Raw genomic sequence first — 3466 nt, 5'->3', positions numbered from 1 at the left:
CCTCGACAAGCCGCGGGGCTGCGAACCTGCCGGAGATGATGACCGGCGGAGCGTTCTTCTACGCTGGAGACTTTCTGGGTCTGGGGTCTACGGGCTTCTTGCGCGTGCAGGACGGCAGCAGCAACACGCTGTGGTACCGGAACGGCATACCGCCCGACATGATGACCTCCGTGGCGAACGTGTCCGGGGTGGGCACGGCCATCACGTACGCCTCGACCGGCGTGGCCAGCGATGGCATCGCGGTGGGTCAGGGGAGCACCAGCGTCGGTGCTGCCGTGTATGCCGACTCGCGCCCCGCGTTCGACCTGAGCGGCGTAACGGACCCGCAGGCTTCAGCCGACCTGGTGGGGGCCCATACCTGGCCCACCTTGCACCTTCACCCAGCGCAATGGCTGGTGTCCCGCACGCAGCAAGCCAGCGGCACCCGAGTGCCCGACGCAAGCGGCCTGCAGGTGACCACCGCCTTCGCGTATGTCGGCATGAAGTCCGACCTGTCCGGCGGCGGCAGCCTCGGGCTGGAGGCCGTCACCAAATACTTCCCCTACGCGAGCGGCGGCATGATGGCCAGCACCACCGAGTACCTGCAGCCGCTCAACGGGTCGGCCAACTCGCAGGACGGCACGCAGCGCAAGCAGTTCGTCGGCATGCCGAAGTGCAGTTTCACGCGCTACCTGAGCAGCTGGACGCCGAACGTGCTGAAGCCGATCGACGTGGACGACAGCCGCAACACCCGCCCCGGTTCGCCGCGGCAGCGTCCGTTGTCGGTGGGCTCCGGCACGTCGTCGGGCAGTGGCCCGAACGTCCACAGCGAGTGCTTCGAGGGCGACAGCAAGTCGGGCAGCGCCTGGTCCGCCGACATCATCGGCATGACGAACTACACCTACTGCGATGTGCAGGCGCAGGCCAATGCCGGTGTGGCCACGATGGACCAGCCGTGTGCGAGCACGTCGTTGGTGAAGCGGCCGTACCAGGTTCGTTCTGTCGAACGGAAGTGGGACCTGACGACGCGGTCGCTGCTGATCAGCAAGACCGACACCGTCAACACGGCGATGACGGTCTATGGCGATGTCAGCAACGCAACGATCACGACCACCGGCTACGGCGTGGGAGGTCCGGCCGGGCGGGACCAGATGGTGACGAAGACCACGAAGAACACCTATCTGAGCGTGGACGACGGCACGGAGCGCTTCATCAGCGGCGACAAGTGGTTCCTCGGCCGGCTGCAGTCCAGCAAGGTGACCTCCAGCACGTCGGCCACTCAACCGCCCGTGCAGAGCAACGCCGGCCTGAGCGACATCGCGAAGGCGACGCAGGATCCTGCGTTGAACGGCACGCCGCCGAAGCTGATCCGGCCTGAAGTGCTGATGAGCATCCTGCAGATGTTGTTGGAAGACTGAGCACCGCCATGGCTGATTTCCACAAAGCTCTCCCCCGCCTGCTGGGTACCCTGGCCGCTCTGGTGCTGCTGTGCGCGAATGCGCTGGCGCAGACCTTGCCTGCGCCAGTCTTCGAGGAGGAGCGTTCCAGCGAGTTCAAGTACGACGATGCGACCGGGCTGCTGATCGAGGAGAAGATCGAGCCGAACAAGGCCGCGCTGTGCGTCGTGACCAGCTACCAGCTGGATCCGTACGGCAACCGGAAGCAGACGACGACTTCGAATTGCGCAGACGCATCGTTGCAGCGCGTGGCGAGCGCGTCGTACAGCAATGCCGCTCAGCCGGATGGCACGCTCAACGGCAGCTATGCCACCAGTGTCTGGAACGCTCTGAACCACACCGAGACCAAGCTCGTGGACCCGAGGTTCGGACTAGCGACATCGCAGACCGGCCCGAATGGCCTGACGACGACGTGGGAGCTCGATGCGCTCGGCCGCAAGGTGAAGGAGGCGCGGGCCGACGGCAGCTTCAGCCGGGTGTGGTTCTGCTATGTGTCGCCGGCCATCTTCGACCAGAGCAGCAACTCGCCGGGCTGCCCGGGGTCGGGCGGCACGCAGATGGACAACCCGCCTGCGAAGGATCCGATGCCCGCGAACGCGATGAGCTTCGTGCACACGCAGTCGTACGGCGCCGATGGCACGGTCAGCGGGCCGTGGACCCGTGTCTACCAGGACGTGCGCGGCCGGACGATGCGCAGTGTGACGCAGGCGTTCGATTGCGATCCCGGAAGCGCCGCGGCGACATGCAGGCTGATCGTGGCCGACACGTTCTACAACCAGAACGGTGCGACGGTGCTGACGACGCAGCCGTACTTCCTGGACACGCTGAGCTCGGGCATCAACGGCAGCGGCTACGGTTTCACGTACACGCAGTTCGACGTGATCGGCCGACCGCTGGCGGTGTACACGGCCGACAACGGCGAGGGCAGCGAAGGGATCACCGACGCGGGCGCGATCGCGGAGCTCAATGCCTTCGGTCGCGCGCCGGGTGCGATGCAGTTCATGGTGGTGCGCTACGCCTACGAGGGCGCGAAGACGACGGTGACGCGGCGCGGCCGGCCCATTCAAGGTCGACCCGAAACCGCAGTTCAGACCGACGTCCAGTGGCGCGACGCGCAAGGCCATGTGGTGCTGGCCGAAGATGCGCAGCACGCGCAGACGGCGTTCCTGTACGACGCGCAGGGCAGCCTGGTGACGACGGTGGACCCGCTCGGCAACCGCGTGGAGATACGCTACGACGGGCGAGGCCGCAAGACGGCGATGCTGGACCCGAACAAGGGCTACTGGACATACGGCTACAACGCGCTCGGCGAGCTGACATCGCAGCAGAGCCCGAACCAGCTTGCGGCAGGCACGAGCAGCACGCTGCGCTATGACGTGCTGGGGCGGCTGGTCGAGAAGCTGACGCCGGATTTCAAGACCACCTACTTCTACGACACGGTCAACGGCGCGTCGAACGGCACCGCCTGCCTGTCCGCCGCCGGCGGCGGCGCGAACGCGACCAAGGGCAAGCTGTGCGGCAGCAGCACGACACACGGCGTGGTGCGCTCGGCGGTGTACGACCGCTACCTGCGGCCGGTGAGTGCCACGACGGCGATCAGCCCGGACCCGCGCTACGTGCAGAAGACCTTCTCGCAGAGCCTGGAGTACGACGCGAACTTCGGCCGGCTCGTGAAGCAGAGTTGGCAGACCGGCGTGAGCGTGCAGTACGGCTACACGGCGCTGGGTGCCTTGCAGACGGTGCACAACGGCAGCGGCTACGCGTACTGGACGGCGCAGCGGGTGAACGCCTGGGGCAAGGTGGAAGACGCGCAGCTGGGCCATGGCGTGAACACCCACACGCGCTTCGATCCGATGAGCGGGCGAGTCACTGATGCGGCGGCGGGCACCGGTACCGACATCGGAGATCCGACGCTGACGGAGGTGTTCAAGCACCAGTACGTGTGGGATACGCTGGGCAACCTGATCCGGCGCGTCGACATCAATGGGGCCGGGACCAACCTGAATGTGGGCGAGTGGTTCGACTACGAC

Annotated in this window: 2 protein-coding genes; both read left to right on the top strand. The window is 66.4% G+C overall.

The window, feature by feature from the left end:
* The coding region (locus AC1D01_RS25740; protein WP_477871413.1) for a hypothetical protein at positions 1-1397 on the top strand (1397 nt) is incomplete at its 5' end.
* A gap of 8 nt (positions 1398-1405) precedes the next feature.
* The coding region (locus tag AC1D01_RS25735; RefSeq protein WP_477871411.1) for an RHS repeat domain-containing protein at positions 1406-3466 on the top strand (2061 nt) is incomplete at its 3' end.

It is taken from the genome of Rhizobacter sp. P3_B12, assembly GCF_056402895.1.
This window is presented reverse-complemented; position numbering and strand designations above follow the sequence as displayed.